Below are 12,989 nucleotides of genomic sequence, written 5' to 3'. Positions count from 1 at the left end.
GGAATTGTCAATTTGAAATAACTTTTCAACAGTGTTTCATATCCTCAACACCATCGGTTTAAAACAATTAATCGGTTTGTCTTCAGAGATTTTATTTAGTAAATCACTAAGTACTTGGAAATCACTAACATTGTTTGTGGTCAATTGAACTGCTCGTATTTGCCGGGTTTCAACATCTTGATTCAGCATACCATCGAGTGTTGGGATCAAACCATACCGTGATGTTCCCTCGATTAATCAAAGTTTTGTTGTAAGAAGACCAATTGGCGTACGATAGATTTTAGATACAGGATTATTCATTTGAGAATTTTTTTTCTGAATAACCCCTTAGAGATAAGTTTGTGCAACAAAGCCCAAAGTATCTAAAAAATTCAATCAGATTTAGTTTTATATTCATTAAAAAAAGGTCAGGAATCCTGACCTTAAAGACGTTACTTATGCATATTTTTCTTAATGAATAAGTATTTTCTTACAAAAGGTAATATCAAGAGCAGTCCAGACATCACCCATAACCCTATACTTATATTGCTACCCCACAAAATGCTTAACTCACCATGGGAAATAGAAAGCGCACGGCGTAGATTTGACTCCATCAATTCACCGAGAACAAAACCTAAAATTAAGGGTGCCAATGGAAAATCGAATTTCCTCAATACATAACCAACAACGCCTAAGCCAATGCAAAGTAATAAATCAAAGATCGTACTATGAATTGCATAAACACCCACAAAGCTAACAGTTGCAATCACGGGGATAAGAATATAGTTAGGAATATTGAGTAACTTGGCAAAAAAGCCAACCAACGGCAAATTCAGGACCAGAAGAATAATATTCCCAACCATGAGTGAAGCAATCAGTGCCCAGACTAATACGGGTTGCTCTGAAAATAATTGAGGACCCGGCGTAATATTATACAAAGTCAAAGCGCCCATCATAACGGCAGTCGTACCCGAACCCGGTACACCCAAGGTTAACATTGGAATAAATGATCCACAGGCAGCAGCATTATTCGCACTTTCGGGAGCAGCCAATCCTCTTAGATCACCCTGACCAAACTTACCTTTTTCACCAGCCAATTTACGTTCAGTGGTATAGGCCATAGCACTCGCAACGCTGGCACCCGCACCTGGTAAAATTCCTGAGAAAAATCCAATTAACGAACTTCGCATGATCGTTGCTAAAGAACTCATAAGCTCTTTAAAGTTGAATAAAGATCTCTTACCTTGAGCGAGTACTACTTTTCCAATGGTTGTTCTTTCAAGTAACAGAAGGATTTCACTGACACTAAATAAGCCGATCACAATTGTTGTAAATGCGATGCCATCACTTAAACCAACACTATCAAAGGTAAAGCGATAGACACCTGTGATCGCATCCATCCCAACCGTTGATAAACCTAAGCCCATTAAAGCCATGATTAATGTTTTAAAAGGTTGTGTACTCACTAAGCCAGTTAAACACACGATCGCAAAGACCATCAAAGCAAAGTATTCAGCAGGTCCAAATGCAATTGCCCAGTTTGCGAGAATAGGCGCAAAGAAAACAATTCCAATAAAGGCAACCAAGCTTCCAATAAATGAGCTTACGGATGAAAGGGATAGCGCAATGCCCGCTTTGCCTTGCTGTGCTAAAGGATAACCATCCAAAGTGGTCATAATTGCACCTGCATCACCGGGAACATTAATCAAAATTGCTGATATTCGCCCCCCATATTCGCAACCGAGATAAACTGCGGAAAGTAAGATCAAAGCACTTTCCACAGGTAAACCCAACGCGTATGCAAACGGTAAAAGTATGGCAACACCGTTAATAGGCCCTAAGCCCGGCAGCAATCCCACAATCGTCCCAATAAATGCACCAATAAATGCGATTAATAAGTTCTGTGGCTGCAATGCAACTTCAAAACCGGTCATTAAAAAACTTAATATGTCCATAAAGTTGTCATCCTTAACCCAACAGTCCCATTGGTAATGGCACATCTAATACACGGTCAAATAAATAATAAGTTGTAATACCTAAAATACAGGCGGTGATAATGGTGGGAAGTGTTTTCCCTTTAAACAGTTTTCCGAGCGCGATCGTCAGTAGTGTTGTTGCAATAATGAATCCCAACAACTCAAATAAAGCGGCATACAAGGTCAACGCAAGTGCACACAATGCAATTTTAAAAACTAAATGTTTGCTCCAACCCAGTTCAACTGGTTCAAACATAATCGAGGGTCTAACCGTCAAATAAGTTGCGCTTGCAGTGATCAGTCCCATAATCAAAATTGGAAAGGCTCTAGGGCCAACAGAGTCATAGGAAATTGGGGCATCAAAGTTACTTGCATAAATCACCAAACCCAAACCACAAAGGGCAATAATCCCCGTTAGGATACGTTCTGATTTCATCACTATTCCTTAACACAACAAAAAGTACCAAACCTGTGGTCTGGTACTTATTCATTGATTATTTTGATAATTTATATTCAGCAGATAATTGACGCATTTGGTCAGTTTGCTTATAAACATAAGCTGTGATTTGGTCGCCAGTCAGTGCAAATGGCAAAAGATCTTGATTATTACGAACGGTTTCGAATTTTTTGTTTTCCATCATTTTATCAAATGAGGTTTTCCACCATTGATAAGCATCATCACTGACTTTAGGACCCATATAAAAGCCGCGAATCACGGGCCATTCAATATCATAGCCCTGCTCTTTCGCAGTTGGTAAGTTTGAAAATTTGCCTTGTAAACGCTCATTTGCAAATACAGCAAGCACTCGTATTCTTCCCGCTTCTAAATTTGAACTGACTTCACTGATATTTCCAACCGCCACTTTGACATGCTGACCTAAAAGTGCCGTTAAAACCTCGCCACCTCCCTCCAAAGCAACAAAGCTCATATCAGTTGGATTAATTCCTGCCTTTTTGGCAAGCATTGCTGATTGCATCCAATCCTGACCACCTACACTTCCAGCACCACCAAAACTAATTCCCTTAGGATTTTTTTGTAGATCCTTTATGAGATCATCTAAAGTTTGGTAGGGAGAATCTTTATGCACGGCGACCAGACCATAATCGACGGCAACACCTGAAAGCCATTTCACATCTTTCTCTGTAAAATTTCCAAATTTACCTTGGGCGAGATTAAGTAATGACCCTGTGGAAAATGCAATCACTGCCTCATTATTGGCAGGGTCATTGCCTACAATTTTATTATAAGCAACCGCTCCTACACCGCCGGGCATATAAGTCACACGAATTGGATCATTCAAAACCTCAGTTTCTTTAAAACCTGATTGGATCAATTTGCAAGTCATATCCAGACCACCACCGGGCTTTGCAGGGGCAATACATTCAGGACGTTTAGGCTGCCCCACTTCCTTTGCAGCACTACCTGTATTACATCCAGTAAAAATCAAGCTCGAACATGCCACTAAAGCGAATGAAAGTTTTTTCATTATAAAAATATCCTTTAAGTCATCCATTACAGTTTTTCCTACTACCATTTGGGGACCTCCATGGCCTTTGTTTGGTCTTGGTGATTTGAACTTTTTTGAAATTCTTTTTTAAACAGTGGGTTTTAACCTAACAATAAAAAATGAGGCCTCAACCCAACTGAAATTGGCGTTATTAGTAACTTTTTATAGATATAAGCAAATACCGTGAATACGATAAAATTCGTATGCGTTTCTAAACTAACTTTTGTCTTTGTATGATGAGTATCCACAGCAAATTCATGTGACTTTGCACATTCACAAGCATGCAAACATTTCTGGTTTAACGCAGCATTCCCGCTGCCAACAATGAGAACATCGTGCATCGATCTCTTCCCTCTCAAATTTTCCTTACTTTAATTTGAAAAAGGGAACTTCTGTGATAGCGAGGAATTAAAGGGGTATTTAATTATTTTAAATAGTGTTGAATTTCATAGTGTTTTTCATTAATTAGATCCACAAAAAATAAAAATAAAATATTGTTTTAATTTAAGTAATATAAAAAAACTAACAAAAATATTATTTTTAAAAATATGCCCTAAATCTTTAGAACTAAGAAATTGCATTCTCTTGACTCAAGATCAATATATTTTTTGCTTGAATAATCATTAATTTTGTAGACACTGTTAAAGTTATATTACTTGATATGTTGAGTAATATTTTTTGAAAAATTTAACATGGATGCTTAGAGAATTTTTTCATGGAAATTAAACAAATAAAATACTTTTTAACAGTGGTTGAAGCTGGAAGTATTGGAAAAGCTGCCCAAAAACTTGATATTGGTGCATCGGCTATTAGTCAGCAGATCAGTAAGCTTGAGCAAGAATTAAGTATACGTTTATTACAGCGGAATGCTTTTGGAGTATCACCAACACCAGCAGGACTCGCATTTTTAAAACATTCACAATTAATTCTAAGACAGATCAACTTTGCAATTGATGCGGCACACTCAGCAAGACTTTCAGGCCATGTCAGTATTGGTTTACCCCCAACAATTACGGCTTTATTGGGAATACCATTAATGAAATTGATGTCAGAACGCTATCCTGATATCCGTCTTGAAATGATAGAAACCTTATCAGGTAATCTGATACAAGCGATTAATTCACGTCAACTTGATCTCGCCATTATTTTTACCAATGAAGTAGACAGGCAATGGTCTATACAACCATTGGTTAGAGAGCAAATGTATTTAATGGGACGTAGAGAAGTGTTAGAAAAACATCATCTTAATGACTGTATCGATAGTGGTGTGATTCAGTCTCAACACATCGGTGATATCCCCTTAGTTCTACCTCGTCAAAGACATAGTTTGAGAAAGTTCTTGGAACATAAGATTGGTGTAGTGAACGTTGCTTATGAGATTGATGGCTTACATTTACTCATGGATAGTCTTATTCATCTGGACCTAGTAAGCATTCGTCCGGGGAGTGCTTGTCTACAAGAATATAAACATAAATTACAGCTACTTAAAATCGTAGACCCAGAAATTGAACGTATCAATTATTTAGTAAGTCTCGCCGAAGAACAATTGTCCCCTGCTGCATTAGCTGCTAAATCAGCCATAAAAGCTTGTGTTAAAACGCTTATACAAAATCAAAGCTGGCCATGTTCTGAATTAATTCTCTAGAACGCCATTAATTTTTTTAAACACCTCATTAGTTTTAGCTTCTCACTCCTAACTTTTATTTAGGTTTACATTCTTGATTGAGTAATAGACTTATTTCAAATTATTGAAATATTGGTGTCATGTTCAGCGTAAACATAAAGCATCACTCTTTTACTCAAAGGATTCTCTTTAATCTCATTTAAGTTGAATCAATTTGATTAAGCATCAGATCAGTCAAAGTAAAGCATAACAATATAGAACAAGGAGGTTTCTAAATGCCAATATATCAACACCCAAGCTAGTTTCTAACCCGTATCAGATCTCATACTAATTTTTATCTTGTGCTCTTTCATAACAACAGCGCCATGTCATGATGACGCTCAGGAAATAGTATTTAAAACAAAAATTTCGTTATTTATAAATAGTGTGATCGATCTAGTCATTTTCCATACTACGTCCAATTTAAGTGATATAACATGAAAAAATTTCCAGTCATAACAATTGTTTGCTTAGCAAGTTTTAGCTTCGGTTCAGTTGATGTTTATGCAGATACACTCAAGGTGATTAGTTCTGGTGGGTTTTATTCTTCCATGGAAAAACTCATCCCTCTTTTTGAGGAAAAAACAGGTCATACGATTGAGTTGTCGTCAGGTTCATCGATGGGAACGTCAACAACCTCAATTCCGAATCGATTAGAACGTGGTGAACAATTCGATGTTGTCATTCTTGCCTCTCCAGAACTAAACAAACTGATTGATAAAGGTTATCTTGACTCAAATATGCATGTCGATTTAGTGAACTCTAGCATTGGTATAGCGATTCCCAAAGGTGCTAAAAAGCCAGATATCAGTTCTGCTGAAAACTTTAAAAAGGCATTATTAAATGCACGTCAAATTGGGTATTCTGCGAGTGCAAGCGGAACACATCTTGAAAAAGATGTTTTTCCGAGTTTCCCACCTGTTGAATACAAAGTAATTGCCAATAAAGCTGAAAAAGTTGTAGGTGATCGGGTTGCTAAACGAGTAGCAGAAGGACAATTCGATATTGGTTTTCAACAAATTAGTGAAATCAAGCCCTTCACTGGCAAATATGGGCAAGTCGAGTTAGTTGGACCTATTCCAGCCCCTTTTCAAAAAGTAACTATATTCTCAGCAGGTATGGGAAAAAATTCTAACCATAAGGAATTAGCAAAGGAGTTAATCCAATTTGTGAAGTCTCCCCTAGCAACTCAAATTATCGATGATCAAGGTTTAGAACAAATCAAATAAGATTTTTTGATCTTACACAATGTAGTTGTGTACTTTGAATCTAAGCTATTTGACCCACAAAAAACTCCATCTTTGATTGAACTACACCCTCAAAGTTAGACAACATTCGTCTAATTTGCAGGGTGCTTTTTAATGGATTGGCCGTGCCAATTTCCCTCTCGACAATCATTTTGCTTCTGTTACTTTTTTTTGAGTGGTCGGTTAGTCTGTGAGAATAGCAATTCAAATATATTTTATGAGGTTCACAAAATCCTGACTCAGTAAATTCAAAAAGTTACTCCCAGCTCCTTATTTAATCGTGTTAGATGGTGAGTGGATAAGCTAGCTTTATAGAAATGATCAAGACAAGAAATATCCAGTTTTTCATGTTTAGCTTGTGATATTGGATTCATATTACAGTTTTCCTAAAAAATCATTTGAACTGTGGCATTAGATTTAAATATGCCAATGCCTGTTCCGTTGAACCTTCATGCAAGGGGCTATGCGTAGGATTGAAATAGCGTAAACAGGCTCGTAATATATACCCCACTCTAGGCACACGATCTTGTCTTGCTGCACGGAAATAATCTTTGAATCGAAATCGATGCGGTAATTGAGGATCCTTTGCGACCAAAGTTTCCACAGCTACATAGGCCAATAAGATAAATAAAGGGAAAGTAAAAACAGCTGTACCTGTTCGCAACACAATGTTATTGCTTAAGTGTCTAAACATGGCATCTGCCACTTCACGGTGTTCAACTTCTTCAGCACCATGCCATTGCAATAGACGTAGCATTTGCACATCTACAGGTGCTTCTTGTAGCCCTTCTGCATTTAGAACCCAATGCCCTAACACACCCGTTAAATGTTCAGCAGCGGCCACCATTGCTAAACGGGTAGTTAACCAAATTGATTTTAAGCGTGGATGCTTCAATTCATAGCCTAATGGTTTTGGGCCAATCATGTCATTAAATATCCAATCCATCATCGTGGTATAACCACGTAAATCAATACCTAAAGCCTCTATATGTCGAGTCCCGAGAGTATGCCCATAACTATGAGCACCCTCTTGTTTAATAAACGCAATTGCGGCCTCTTTTAATTGTTCATCTTGAATAAATGGGAGCGCATCTCTAAATGTCTGACAGAACCAACGCTCTGATGCTGGTGTAATCGGATTAAGTGAATTTAATATTTGTGAAACTATTGGATCATCATAAATCCAGTGGTTGGGTGTTTGAGCAAAATCAAATATTGGACGTCGAGGAACAATGGTATGATTCTCTTTGAATAAACTATTCATGATAAAACTCTTTATATAATAAAGGCTGACTACTAACCCTGTGTCAAAATGTTAAACCCCATACGTGGACCAAATGCGATCAGGGTTTTAATTAATCCTTTAATGGCTTTAGGTTGCTGACCGCTACTAATTTTACGGAACTGAGCGGAATGCCAAGCCAGTTGCAGATAAGCATCTACTGGTTTATAGCCAAGATGAGGAATAGTCGCGGATTCTTTTACAGACTTCCCTGCCAATAGTTGTTTGGCTAAATCAGGTTGCAAAGCAAATGGCCGTGCCAAACCAATTAAATCTACTGTTCCATCAGCCACAATACGATTCATAAAATCAGCATCTCGCAGTCCGCCTGTCAGCATGATTAGTAATTTACTTTGTTTGCGAAGTGCAGTAGCGTAATCAAGAAAATATGCATCACGCTGTACAGAACGATCAGACGCATAGCCTAACTGCGCAGGGGATTCATAATTACCACCTGAAATCTCTAATAGATCGATGCCCTCAGCTTCCAGAGCTAAAGCAATTTTTATTGACTCTTCTTGACTCAAACCACCTTTTTGAAAATCAGCAGAGTTTAATTTGACGCTCAAGATTTTATTTTCACCAATCTCTTGGCGTACAGCTCTAACCGTTTCTATTAACATGCGTCGTCGATTTTCAGGATTTCCCCCCCATTGATCGGTACGAATGTTGGATAAAGGTGATAGAAATTGTGATAACAAATACCCATGTGCGGCATGGATTTGCACGCCGTCAAAACCCGCTTTTATAGCAAATGCAGCAGTGTTGGCAAAACGTTGAATCTGCTCCAAAATCTCAGACTCACTCATCGCACGTGGCATACGAATCACACTCATCATAGGCAAATCTAAGCCAACTGCTGAGGGTGCGATTGGTTTTTTTAACAAAGGTAAAACCGCAACACGACCAGGATGGTTAATTTGCATCATAATCTTACTGCCATTCGCCTGTGCAGCTTGCGCCCACAATCTATTTGCCTGTAAGAATTTTTCATCTTCGAGGACAACATTTCTGGGTTCAACAAAGGCACAGTGATCAATCATCACATTACCAGTGATTAAAAGCCCTGTACCGCCTCTCGCCCATGCAGCATAAAGTTGTTGTAAATCAGTAGTTGGCGAGCCATGTCGATCTGCCAACTGTTCACTCATCGCTGATTTTACGATTCGGTTTGGAATGCTGATCCCGCAAGCCAATTTAAGTGGTTGTTGCAAAGGGCTTAACTGTTTCGTTTGTGATTGTTTCATCGAATAGACCTATTTATTAAATTATGGTTGGAATTAAATAATTTGATATTTACGTTTTAACTGTTCTGCCGTCACTCGGTTATCGTGTTGCCATGGATGGAAGCCGAGTGCAAAAAAATCGAAATAATCTTGGCTGATTTGACGTACAAGTCCATTTCGTCCAAATAAAAAACGTAAACCCTCACTCCAATTTTTCAAGTTTTTGCGTTGTCCAGAATGCTTTAATAACTCAAGCGTGCCTCTACTTGTGATGAACACAAAGAATAATGTGGTTTCTAGCATCACTAATCTTAAAAAATACGGACGATTCACTAATGATTGATAGACATCAAAAGCCACTGCTTTGTGCTCAGTTTCTTCAATGGCATGCCATGCCCAGATTTTGCGTAAACCAATATTAAATTTATCCAAATCTTGGGTATTTTTACTGATGAAGTAATCAGCCATAATCGCCGTGAGGTGTTCCATACAAACGGTAGAAGCTAATTGATGTGCTGGACTAAAAGTCTGTTGCATCATCTTATTCATTTTCTTAAAACGTTTATAAATTCGATCAATCGGATAACCTCGTTTTCGCATTAAATCATTTAACTGATCATGCTCCTTACCATGATGGGCTTCCTGACCGATAAATGCCCTGACCTGCTTTAATAGCACTGGATCATCAATCTGCGATTGATAATTACGGACACTATGGATAAATTGCCGTTCTCCATCTGGAAAAGCACTAGATAAAGCAGCTAAAAAGCTTGTTAAAAAAGCATTATTTGCAAACCAAAACTCAGGAATTTCATCTGAGAAGCTTAAATTCAAACTCCGTACAGGAAAATCAATGCTTGCAGAAATCTGTTGAGGACTTAACTTTACATCTTTAGAAATCATATCGTTTGTAAGCATTGCTCATACTCCCCCTATAAGACACGTGGATTAAACTGACGCATCAGAAAAAGTGGTGTTCTAAAACGTGGAATTTGTATGGGTGGAATCAAACCACCAGATAAATCGCAACGATGTATCCGTGCCTCTACGACCTCACCTAAACCCATTTCATGCAACGGGTCATGCTCTGTACCTGTAAAGCGTAACTCCATCTCGACTTGACGGACTTCAATCGGATGTTCTTTAGGTGTGAACCGAACTTCTCTAGGTAATGCCAAACCTAAACCACCGGTGATATTACGATGCGGCAAACCTAAAATATACGGCGCATCAGCGATGACACCTCCCAGTTTTGCATTCATTTCAATGAGCATGTTCCCACGACGTGAAGCGTGAGAGAGAATATGGGTGCCATCATTATCCCAACTGATTTCCCCCATTTTTTTCGGATAACCCAATAGCTCTCGACCTATAATCATGGCGCGGTCATCGTCTAAAATCATCCAAGGACAAAAGATACCTGTTCTATTACCTACCTGAATATGTACGAATAAACCTGCTTCATGGTAAGCACCCGTATACACATTCTCTGGGAAATAAGCACAGAACAAATCAGCTCTAGCTGGTTTTGCTAATTTCATACCTGCTGGCAACCAACGTGCCATTTTCTTTTCATCGACTTCCAGTACCGCGGTTAAGTATTGGGCGTTGCGATACAGCTTATTTCCGAGGTTCGCCAAACCAATCGGTGTACTCAAATCATGAATCAACTGTCTCATGCTTTTAGCCTCAAAAAGACCTGTTTTAAAATCGGTAATAAAATGATGCGTGGTGTATATCTACCTCCCAGCGTTTGTGCTTGTGCGACCAATCCCGGAATTACAATTCGCCGATTACATTCCATCCCTCGAATCGCTTCTGTGGCAACACGCTTTGCCGTCACCCACACCAAGCTGCCGCCCATACCATCGATTTTTGAGATGCCTGCCACTTCATTAAATTCTGTGATAGTTGGACCCGGTGCTAATAAGGTACAAGTCACACCAGTTCCATTTAGCTCGCTATGTAAAGATTCAGCAAATGAGTTTGCAAAGGCCTTTGTCGCTGCATAGGTTGCATTTGCAGGTGTAGGTTGGTGACCAGAAGTAGATCCCACAATTAAGATTGCGCCACTTTTACGTTGAATCATCTTTGGTAAAACAGCTAAAGTCAGATCTTGCACCGCAACCACATTCACTTCTGTTTCTTCACGCTCTCGATCAGCATCCAATTCATGCAATCGACCAAAGGTGGCAAAGCCAGCGTTATTACATAAGATGGAAACATCTATCTTTTCTAATTCTTTTCGGAATTGTGCTCTTGCATCACGATCAGCAAGATCACATGGGCGTAAATTCACTTCAACTTGATATTTTTGGCGCAAAGTCGCAGCTAGAATCTCTAATTTATCAACTCGTCTCGCAACCAAAATCAACGAATAACCACGTGCCGCGAATTGTTTGGTAAGTTCTTCACCTATACCAGATGAAGCACCTGTAATAACCACAGGGGCATCTTTTAACGGACGAGGTAAGCTCATCATCAATACTCAAATCAACAGAATGATCAGAGTATCAACGATATAAAACTTGAGCGTGAGACGAAGTTCAGACATACTACCAATCATTTTCGGCCAATATAAAAATAGAAATGAAAGATCCCTATGGATTATCAAAAGCCAGTATTCCTATTTCCTATGCCCATTTATTGCTAGAGATCATGGTCGAAAAAGGGTTTTCAGCATCCGAGATTTTGCATCAAAGTAAAATACCTTTAGCACTGCTCAATCAATTAGATGCTCGCATCACACCTATTCAATGGTCAAAGCTAGCTTGGGTGAGTTTGACGCTAGCTCAAGATATTGGATTGGGATATGAATATGGATTAAAGCTTAGACTGACCGCGCATGGTCCGATGGGATATGCATTAATGAGTAGTCCGTCATTGCGCAATGCCCTAGAACTGGCAACGCAGTTTTTTAATATGCGATTAAAAGACTATAAAATTAATTTTTATGAAGAAAATAAAAAATCGATTATTGAAATAAAACAAACACATCCTGTTATTAGCCAACAACCTGAACAAGCTGAAATATTGAGACGTTTTTTTTATGAATGCTTAATGATTGGTGTTATTCAAACTGCTCAAGCATTAGCCAAACATGATTTATCAGATGTGGAACTTCGAGTGGACTGGTCTGAACCACCTTATCATCAATATTTCTTACAACGATTACCCAAGATTCTTTTTAACCAAGAAAAAAATCAAATTTGTTATTCTTCTTCGATTATTGATTTGCCTACAAAAATGGCAGATCAAACCGCATTCCAATCAGCATTAGTTCAATGTGAAGCTGAGCAAATCCGCTTTTCAGCACAAATCAAAGATATTGGTTTACGAGTCAAGACAGAATTAGTACTGACGCCTCATAAAGGCTATCCATCTTTAGATATAATTGCCCAACGTTTGCACATGTCTAACCGAACATTAAGAAGACATCTCAACGAAGTTGGCGTCTCATATCTTAGTTTATTAGATGAAGTAAAATATCAAGAAGCAGCGAGACTTTTATTGAGTAGTGATATGGAAATACAAGAAATTGCGATTTATTTAGGATATATCCAGCCTGCTAATTTTGCACGAGCATTTAAGAAATGGAGTGGAGTAACCCCTATTCAATTCCGTAAGCACATCAATTAAGTTGAATAGCTAGCAATTTAGTAAGTACCTTATAATTCGATAGATCCCAATTTATTTATGAACCAAAGCTTGCAAATGATCTGCCCATTTAGCGTAGTCTGTAGAGTAATCCCTAACCCCGCGCCAAAGGCCATGAAGTAATAGATAGCGTTAGCTGTCAATGAGACTGAACTTTATATAAGAATGTGCCTTGAAGGATACGGAATAGCGCAACTTGCGGAACGAATTGTATCGAAACACCTGAAAGAAAAGAGACTCATCGCGGTATTACAAGACTGGTGCCCATCGCCTGTTTTAGTGACTTTACTTTACCCACATCAGCGTTTTCTTACACCAGCGGTACGCGTATTTTCAGACTGGATGGCCGAGTTACTCAACGATAGGTACTAGACTCAGTTTAAAAATATAATCATCAAAAAAATATCCAAGCATTGAGTCCACTAGCTACTCGATTGGTCGAGCGCTGTAT

General features: G+C 38.6%; 11 protein-coding genes and 2 pseudogenes. 4 read left to right on the top strand and 9 right to left on the bottom strand.

All coding sequences use genetic code 11. The features are described 5' to 3' along the window. Nucleotides 1–10 precede the first annotated feature (10 nt). The 4 genes and pseudogenes from F903_RS16850 to F903_RS09055 all read right to left on the bottom strand — a co-directional run. Nucleotides 11–300, bottom strand: a pseudogene (locus F903_RS16850) (hypothetical protein); the annotation flags it as partial. A gap of 131 nt (nt 301–431) precedes the next feature. After that, entirely contained in the window at nt 432–1,934 is a 1,503-nt protein-coding gene (locus tag F903_RS09065; protein WP_005196434.1) for a tripartite tricarboxylate transporter permease, read from the bottom strand. A gap of 13 nt (nt 1,935–1,947) precedes the next feature. Further along, the gene (locus tag F903_RS09060) at nt 1,948–2,391 is read right to left on the bottom strand and encodes a tripartite tricarboxylate transporter TctB family protein (protein WP_005196430.1); all 444 of its coding nucleotides are present in this window, start codon (nt 2,389–2,391) and stop codon (nt 1,948–1,950) included. A gap of 58 nt (nt 2,392–2,449) precedes the next feature. Next, complete coding sequence (locus tag F903_RS09055) at nt 2,450–3,490, bottom strand: Bug family tripartite tricarboxylate transporter substrate binding protein (protein ID WP_005196427.1); 1,041 nt, start codon at nt 3,488–3,490, stop codon at nt 2,450–2,452. 688 nt (nt 3,491–4,178) lie between these two features. Here F903_RS09055 and F903_RS09045 point away from each other — a divergent pair. Together F903_RS09045 and F903_RS09040 are read left to right on the top strand one after the other, a co-directional pair. Continuing rightward, the gene (locus F903_RS09045) at nt 4,179–5,108 is read left to right on the top strand and encodes a LysR family transcriptional regulator (RefSeq protein WP_005196421.1); all 930 of its coding nucleotides are present in this window, start codon (nt 4,179–4,181) and stop codon (nt 5,106–5,108) included. Between the two features lie 455 nt (nt 5,109–5,563). After that, nucleotides 5,564–6,355: a substrate-binding domain-containing protein gene (locus tag F903_RS09040; protein WP_005196420.1), complete on the top strand. Its 792-nt coding sequence runs from the start codon at nt 5,564–5,566 to the stop codon at nt 6,353–6,355. A 412-nt stretch (nt 6,356–6,767) separates the two neighbouring features. On the opposite strand, the gene F903_RS09035 is transcribed toward F903_RS09040, so the two are convergent. The 5 genes from F903_RS09035 to F903_RS09015 are packed head-to-tail and all read right to left on the bottom strand — an operon-like array spanning nt 6,768 to nt 11,360. Continuing rightward, nucleotides 6,768–7,637 (bottom strand): metal-dependent hydrolase, encoded by an 870-nt coding sequence (locus tag F903_RS09035; RefSeq protein ID WP_005196416.1) that lies wholly within the window; start codon nt 7,635–7,637, stop codon nt 6,768–6,770. Nucleotides 7,638–7,669: 32 nt separating this feature from the next. Continuing rightward, nucleotides 7,670–8,902, bottom strand: coding sequence for an NADH:flavin oxidoreductase/NADH oxidase family protein (locus F903_RS09030; RefSeq protein ID WP_005196415.1), 1,233 nt, complete (start codon nt 8,900–8,902; stop codon nt 7,670–7,672). A gap of 33 nt (nt 8,903–8,935) precedes the next feature. Next, entirely contained in the window at nt 8,936–9,799 is an 864-nt protein-coding gene (locus F903_RS09025) for a metal-dependent hydrolase (protein ID WP_005196412.1), read from the bottom strand. A 14-nt stretch (nt 9,800–9,813) separates the two neighbouring features. After that, entirely contained in the window at nt 9,814–10,560 is a 747-nt protein-coding gene (locus F903_RS09020) for an acetoacetate decarboxylase family protein (protein WP_005196410.1), read from the bottom strand. Next, nucleotides 10,557–11,360, bottom strand: coding sequence for an SDR family NAD(P)-dependent oxidoreductase (locus F903_RS09015; RefSeq protein WP_034595003.1), 804 nt, complete (start codon nt 11,358–11,360; stop codon nt 10,557–10,559). Before F903_RS09015 ends, F903_RS09020 begins: the two co-directional genes overlap by 4 nt. A 110-nt stretch (nt 11,361–11,470) precedes the next feature. On the opposite strand from F903_RS09015, the gene F903_RS09010 reads away from it, so the two are divergent. Then, on the top strand, nt 11,471–12,520 hold the full coding sequence (locus F903_RS09010; RefSeq protein WP_005196407.1) for a helix-turn-helix transcriptional regulator: 1,050 nt from the start codon (nt 11,471–11,473) through the stop codon (nt 12,518–12,520). 150 nt (nt 12,521–12,670) lie between these two features. Then, a pseudogene (locus F903_RS16425) lies at nt 12,671–12,910 on the top strand (LysR substrate-binding domain-containing protein); the annotation flags it as partial. Between the last annotated feature and the right edge of the window lie 79 nt (nt 12,911–12,989).

It is taken from the genome of Acinetobacter sp. NIPH 298 (assembly GCF_000369505.1).
Taxonomy (GTDB): Bacteria; Pseudomonadota; Gammaproteobacteria; order Pseudomonadales; family Moraxellaceae; genus Acinetobacter.
This window is presented reverse-complemented; position numbering and strand designations above follow the sequence as displayed.

Excerpts from the sequence above, each read along its gene's own strand:
- F903_RS09065 (WP_005196434.1), bottom strand. The coding sequence starts at position 1,934 with ATGGACATATTAAGTTTTTTAATGACCGGTTTTGAAGTTGCATTGCAG.
- F903_RS09060 (WP_005196430.1), bottom strand. The coding sequence starts at position 2,391 with ATGAAATCAGAACGTATCCTAACGGGGATTATTGCCCTTTGTGGTTTG.
- F903_RS09055 (WP_005196427.1), bottom strand. The coding sequence starts at position 3,490 with ATGGTAGTAGGAAAAACTGTAATGGATGACTTAAAGGATATTTTTATA.
- F903_RS09045 (WP_005196421.1), top strand. The coding sequence starts at position 4,179 with ATGGAAATTAAACAAATAAAATACTTTTTAACAGTGGTTGAAGCTGGA.
- F903_RS09040 (WP_005196420.1), top strand. The coding sequence starts at position 5,564 with ATGAAAAAATTTCCAGTCATAACAATTGTTTGCTTAGCAAGTTTTAGC.
- F903_RS09035 (WP_005196416.1), bottom strand. The coding sequence starts at position 7,637 with ATGAATAGTTTATTCAAAGAGAATCATACCATTGTTCCTCGACGTCCA.
- F903_RS09030 (WP_005196415.1), bottom strand. The coding sequence starts at position 8,902 with ATGAAACAATCACAAACGAAACAGTTAAGCCCTTTGCAACAACCACTT.
- F903_RS09025 (WP_005196412.1), bottom strand. The coding sequence starts at position 9,799 with ATGCTTACAAACGATATGATTTCTAAAGATGTAAAGTTAAGTCCTCAA.
- F903_RS09020 (WP_005196410.1), bottom strand. The coding sequence starts at position 10,560 with ATGAGACAGTTGATTCATGATTTGAGTACACCGATTGGTTTGGCGAAC.
- F903_RS09015 (WP_034595003.1), bottom strand. The coding sequence starts at position 11,360 with ATGAGCTTACCTCGTCCGTTAAAAGATGCCCCTGTGGTTATTACAGGT.
- F903_RS09010 (WP_005196407.1), top strand. The coding sequence starts at position 11,471 with ATGAAAGATCCCTATGGATTATCAAAAGCCAGTATTCCTATTTCCTAT.